Raw genomic sequence first — 276 nt, forward strand, 5'->3', positions numbered from 1 at the left:
CAATTGCCAGTGCCCTGTCGCGCGTTAATTTCCTTACTGCTTCAGGGGTTTTTACACCACTGTTGAAATACAATTTATCGCCAACAATTAAGTTATCGAGATTAATCACCAGCAGCGTATTTTTCTTTTCGGTGTCACTCATCCGCTTGAGTAAATTCTCAGCGCCTAATTTCCCTTCCTCTTCACCGCTGGTCGCTACAAATCGAATACCATACTCGGTAGGCGTATTTTTCAGGCGTTCTGCCAATTCCAGCATGACACCTAAACCTGCGGCGT

General features: G+C 45.3%; 1 pseudogene. It reads right to left on the bottom strand.

Annotated elements, in window-relative coordinates:
• Positions 1–276, bottom strand: a pseudogene (gene iap / locus SB764_RS39835) (alkaline phosphatase isozyme conversion aminopeptidase); the annotation flags it as partial.

Origin of the sequence: Paraburkholderia sp. SIMBA_027 (assembly GCF_046535315.1) — a bacterium.
Taxonomy (GTDB): domain Bacteria; phylum Pseudomonadota; class Gammaproteobacteria; order Burkholderiales; family Burkholderiaceae; genus Paraburkholderia; species Paraburkholderia tropica.